6 protein-coding genes are annotated in these 4484 nt (G+C 67.2%); all 6 read left to right on the plus strand.

What is annotated here, in order from left to right; genetic code table 11:
- Nucleotides 1-54 precede the first annotated feature (54 nt).
- Nucleotides 55-975: a manganese-dependent inorganic pyrophosphatase gene (locus tag ENN83_RS10220; protein WP_287186631.1), complete on the plus strand. Its 921-nt coding sequence runs from the start codon at nucleotides 55-57 to the stop codon at nucleotides 973-975.
- Between the two features lie 45 nt (nucleotides 976-1020).
- Nucleotides 1021-1890, plus strand: coding sequence for a TIGR01459 family HAD-type hydrolase (locus ENN83_RS10225; RefSeq protein WP_287186633.1), 870 nt, complete (start codon nucleotides 1021-1023; stop codon nucleotides 1888-1890).
- A 130-nt stretch (nucleotides 1891-2020) separates the two neighbouring features.
- Nucleotides 2021-2464 (plus strand): MaoC family dehydratase, encoded by a 444-nt coding sequence (locus tag ENN83_RS10230; protein ID WP_287186636.1) that lies wholly within the window; start codon nucleotides 2021-2023, stop codon nucleotides 2462-2464.
- Between the two features lie 32 nt (nucleotides 2465-2496).
- Nucleotides 2497-3456: a bifunctional riboflavin kinase/FAD synthetase gene (locus ENN83_RS10235; RefSeq protein ID WP_287186639.1), complete on the plus strand. Its 960-nt coding sequence runs from the start codon at nucleotides 2497-2499 to the stop codon at nucleotides 3454-3456.
- Between the two features lie 3 nt (nucleotides 3457-3459).
- Nucleotides 3460-3930: a YcgN family cysteine cluster protein gene (locus tag ENN83_RS10240; protein WP_287186642.1), complete on the plus strand. Its 471-nt coding sequence runs from the start codon at nucleotides 3460-3462 to the stop codon at nucleotides 3928-3930.
- Between the two features lie 2 nt (nucleotides 3931-3932).
- A partial coding sequence (locus tag ENN83_RS10245; protein WP_287186645.1) for a threonine aldolase family protein occupies nucleotides 3933-4484 on the plus strand: 552 nt, incomplete at its 3' end.

The raw sequence follows: 4484 nt of genomic DNA on the forward strand, positions 1-4484 counted from the left end.
GCGCCCCTGCCTATAAGGGCGCCCGACCGACGTTCCTGACAAGCGGATATCCCCATGACGATCAAGGTCCTTGGCCACAAGTCCCCCGACACCGATTCCACTGGCTCGCCGATCATCTGGGCCTGGTATCTTTCCGAAATCCAGGGCCGCAAGGCCGAGGCCAGGCTGCTGGGCGAGCCCAATACCGAGGCGAAATTCGTGCTCGGCCGCTGGGGTCTCGACCAGCCCGAGATCATCGCCGATGTCGCGCCGGGCGAGGATGTGGTGGTCGTGGACACCAACAACCCCGCCGAGCTGCCCGCCTCGATCAACGAGGCGAACGTGATCGCGCTGATCGACCATCACATGCTGGTCGGCGGACTGAGGACGCGCGCGCCCATCAATATCACCGTGCGCCCCGTCGCCTGCACCGCCACCATCATGCACGACCTGATGGGCGCGGACGCCGCGAAGATGCCCGCGGCGATCAAGGGCACGATGCTGTCCTGCATCCTGTCCGACACGCTGGAATTCCGCTCGCCGACCACCACGCCCGCCGACCGCGCGCTGGCCGAGGCGCTGGCCGCCGATCTGGGCGTCTCGATCCCCGATTACGCCGCCGAGATGTTCGCCGCAAAATCCGACGTCTCGGCCTTCTCGGATGCGGAACTGCTGCGGATGGATTCCAAGGAATTCGAGATCGCGGGCAAGCAGTTCCGCGTGTCGGTTCTGGAAACCACCTCGCCGAAAACCGTGCTCGACCGCAAGGCCAGCCTGATGGAGTCGATGGTCACCGTGGCGCAGGAAGACGGCGCCGACCAGGTGCTGCTGTTCGTCGTGGACATCCTGCGCGAGGAGGCGACGCTGCTGGTGCCGAACGATCTGGTCAAGACCGTGGCCGAGAAGAGCTTTGGTGTCACGGTCGCGGGCGACACGGTCGTTCTGCCCGGCATCATGAGCCGGAAGAAACAGATCCTGCCCGCCCTGCAACTCTGAACCCAAGGGGGTGCCCATCGCGGCGCCCCGCTTCAAGGACCGCCCATGACGCAGATCATCGACCGCCTCGCCGAGGTGTCCGCCCGCTACCGCGCGCTTTTCGTCGATCTGTGGGGCTGCGTTCACAATGGGCGCGAGCCGTTCCCCGAGGCCGTCACCGCGTTGCAGCACTATAAGGCAGGCGGCGGCGTGGTGGTCCTGCTGACCAACGCGCCGCGCCATCGCAAGGCGGTCGAGGGCCAGCTTGACCGGATCCGCGTGCCCGACGATTGCTGGGACACCATCGCCACCTCGGGCGATGCCGCCCGCATGGCGATGTTCCGCGGCGCGGTCGGGCAGCGGGTCTTCTTCATGGGCACCGACGAGGACGAGTCCTTCTTCGACCCGATCCGCATCGTTCAGAACCCGGTCGCGATCGAGCGTGTCCCGCTGGATCAGGCCGAGGGCATCGTCTGCACCGGCCCCTTCGATGCCCATGCCGACCCCGCCGAGCTGCGCCCGCAGCTGCTTTACGCCAAGAACAAGGGCCTGAAGCTGCTCTGCGCCAATCCCGATATCGTCGTGGACCGGGGCGAGACGCGGGAATGGTGCGGCGGCGCGGTCGCGCAGCTTTATACCGAGATGGGCGGCGAAAGCCTTTACTTCGGCAAGCCGCACCCGCCGATCTACGATCTCGCCCGCCAGCGGCTGGCACAGATCGCCGAGGTGCCCGATTACCAGATTCTGTGCATCGGCGACGGCATCGCCACCGACATTCGCGGCGCGCTGGGCGAGGATCTCGATTCGCTCTTCATCACCGGCGGGCTGGCCGCGCAGGAAACGAACACCGCGCGCGACCCCGACCCGGCGGCGCTGAACGCCTATCTCGCCCGCGAAATGGCCAGCCCCACCTACGCCATGGGCTTCCTGCGCTAGGCCGGGCCCCGCACGCAACAAAATTGCGACACTCGCATCTTCCGTAACGGTATATTACCCTTCGTCGTTGCAGGCTCGGATCGGCTTCGCTATGCTGCGCTGCAACATCAGAATCCGGGGAGCCGGGGGAATGCTCGACAACATGCCACGCGGAACCATCTGCATCGAGGATCTCGAGATCGGCATGATCCGCCACCTGCGCAAGGAAGTGACGGACCGCGATATCGAGCTGTTTGCCGAGGTCTCGACCGACCGCAACCCGGTCCATCTGGACGACGACTACGCGATGGCGACGATCTTCGAGGGCCGGATCGCCCACGGGATGCTGACCGCGGGGCTGATCTCGGCGGTGATCGGCGAACAGCTTCCGGGTCATGGCACGATCTATCTGGGCCAGAGCCTGAAATTCCTCGCCCCCGTCCGCCCGGGCGACGTCGTGACGGCCGAGGTCGAGGTGATGGCCATCGACTACGGCAAGCGCCGCGTGACGCTGGACACCCGCTGCCTGGTCAATGGCAAGCCGGTGCTCAAGGGCGAGGCGACGGTGCTGGCGCCGACCAAGAAATTCGATTGACGCCGCCCGGCCTTGGGTGCAATCCGGGGCCGATGAAGACCTTCACGACATGGGCAGGCGCCCCCCTGGGCGAGCGCGGCGCGGTGGCCGCCATCGGCAATTTCGATGGCGTGCATCTGGGCCATCGCAGCGTGATCGAGCTTGCCCGGGCCGAGGCCGCCCGGCGCGGCGTGCCGCTGGGCGTCGTCACCTTCGAACCTCATCCGCGCCAGCATTTCGCCCCCGACGCCGCCCCCTTCCGGCTGATGAATGCCGAGGCCCGCGCGAACCGGCTGGCGAAACTCGGCATCGACCACCTTTACGAACTGCCCTTCGACGGCAGGCTGGCCGCCCTGACCCCCGAAGCCTTCGCCCGCGAGGTGCTGCATGAGGGGCTGGGCCTCGCCCATGTCGTCATCGGCCAGGATTTCCGCTTCGGCAAGGGCCGCGCGGGCGATGTCGCCGCACTTCGCCGGTTCGGCGACGAGCTGGGCTTTGGCGTGACCGCCGCCGATCTTCTGGAAAACGACGCGGGCGAGGTGTCCTCGACCGCGATCCGCGAGGCGCTGACCGATGGCCGCCCGCGCGATGCGGCCGCGATGCTGGGCCATTGGCACCGGATCGAGGGCGAGGTGCTGCATGGCGATTCGCGCGGCCACGCGCTGGGCTATCCGACCGCCAACATGTCGATCCACGGCCTGCACCGCCCGCGCTTCGGCGTCTATGCCGTGCGCGTCGATGTGCTGTCCGGCCCGCATGCGGGCAGCCATGACGGCGTCGCCTCGATCGGGGTGTGCCCGATGTTCGGCGAGAATGTCCCGAACTGCGAAAGCTACCTGTTCGACTTCAAGGGCGATCTTTACGGCACGCATCTGTCGGTCGCGCTGGTCGAATTCCTGCGCGACGAGACGAAATATGACAGCCTGAACGCCTTGGTCGCCCAGATCGAGCGGGATTGCACCCGCGCCCGCGAGATCCTCGCCCGGGACCCGCCCCTGCCCTGGCGGCCCTGAGCCATGTCCGACCCCATCGACCGCACCGGCCTGCGCCCCCGCTTCTGGGAAAAGGTGCCGATGAAGAAGCTGACCCCCCGCGAATGGGAGGCGCTCTGCGACGGCTGCGGCAAATGCTGCCTGAACAAGCTGGAAGATGCCGATACCGGCGAGGTGGTCTTCACCCGCATCGCCTGCCGCCTTCTGGACGGCGACACCTGCCGCTGCGGCAATTACGACTGCCGCAAGGCCATCGTGCCCGAATGCGTGGTGCTGACGCCCGGCAACATCGCGGACATCGCCTATTGGATGCCCGCCTCCTGCGCCTATCGTCGGGTCTGGGAGGGCAAGCCGCTTGCCGACTGGCACCCGCTGATCTCGGGCGATGCAGAAAGCGTTCACCGAGCGGGCGCATCGGTAAGGGGCTGGACACTGCCCGAATTCGATATTCCCCTCGACGAGTGGGAAGACCACATCATCGAAGAGGAGCTTTGATCGTGCATTTCGCCTCGGACAACACAGCGCCCGTCCCGCCCCAGATCCTCGAGGCGATGATCGAGGCCAATCACGGCCATGTCATGCCCTATGGCAATGACGTGACCACGACCGACGTGCGAGACGCGATCCGCATCGCCTTCGAGGCGCCCGAGGCCGAGGTCTATCTGGTCGCCACCGGCACCGCCGCGAACGCGCTGGCGCTGGCCTGCCTCTGCCCGCCCTGGGCCACGGTCTATTGCCACCGGAACGCCCATGTCGAAGAGGACGAATGCGGCGCCCCCGAATTCTACACCGGCGGCGCCAAGCTGACGCTGGTGGGCGGGGATCACGCAAAGCTAGACCCCGACGCCCTGGCGCGCGCCATCGGCTTCACCGCGCGGGCGGGCGTGCACAATGTCCAGCGCGGCGCGGTCACGATCACCAACGCGACCGAGGCCGGCGCGGTCTATTCCCCCGCCGAGGTGGCGGCGATCTGCGCCGTGGCCCGGGCGGCGGGCCTGCCGGTCCACATGGACGGCGCGCGCTTTGCCAATGCGCTGGTCTCGGCCGGA

The sequence above is a fragment of the Rhodovulum sp. genome (genome assembly GCF_011048875.1).
Taxonomy (GTDB): domain Bacteria; phylum Pseudomonadota; class Alphaproteobacteria; order Rhodobacterales; family Rhodobacteraceae; genus Rhodovulum; species Rhodovulum tesquicola.

Bases quoted from the DNA above. Each gene is read 5' to 3' on its own strand.
- ENN83_RS10235 (WP_287186639.1), top strand. From the start codon at position 2,497: ATGAAGACCTTCACGACATGGGCAGGCGCCCCCCTGGGCGAGCGCGGC.
- ENN83_RS10220 (WP_287186631.1), top strand. From the start codon at position 55: ATGACGATCAAGGTCCTTGGCCACAAGTCCCCCGACACCGATTCCACT.
- ENN83_RS10240 (WP_287186642.1), top strand. From the start codon at position 3,460: ATGTCCGACCCCATCGACCGCACCGGCCTGCGCCCCCGCTTCTGGGAA.
- ENN83_RS10230 (WP_287186636.1), top strand. From the start codon at position 2,021: ATGCTCGACAACATGCCACGCGGAACCATCTGCATCGAGGATCTCGAG.
- ENN83_RS10225 (WP_287186633.1), top strand. From the start codon at position 1,021: ATGACGCAGATCATCGACCGCCTCGCCGAGGTGTCCGCCCGCTACCGC.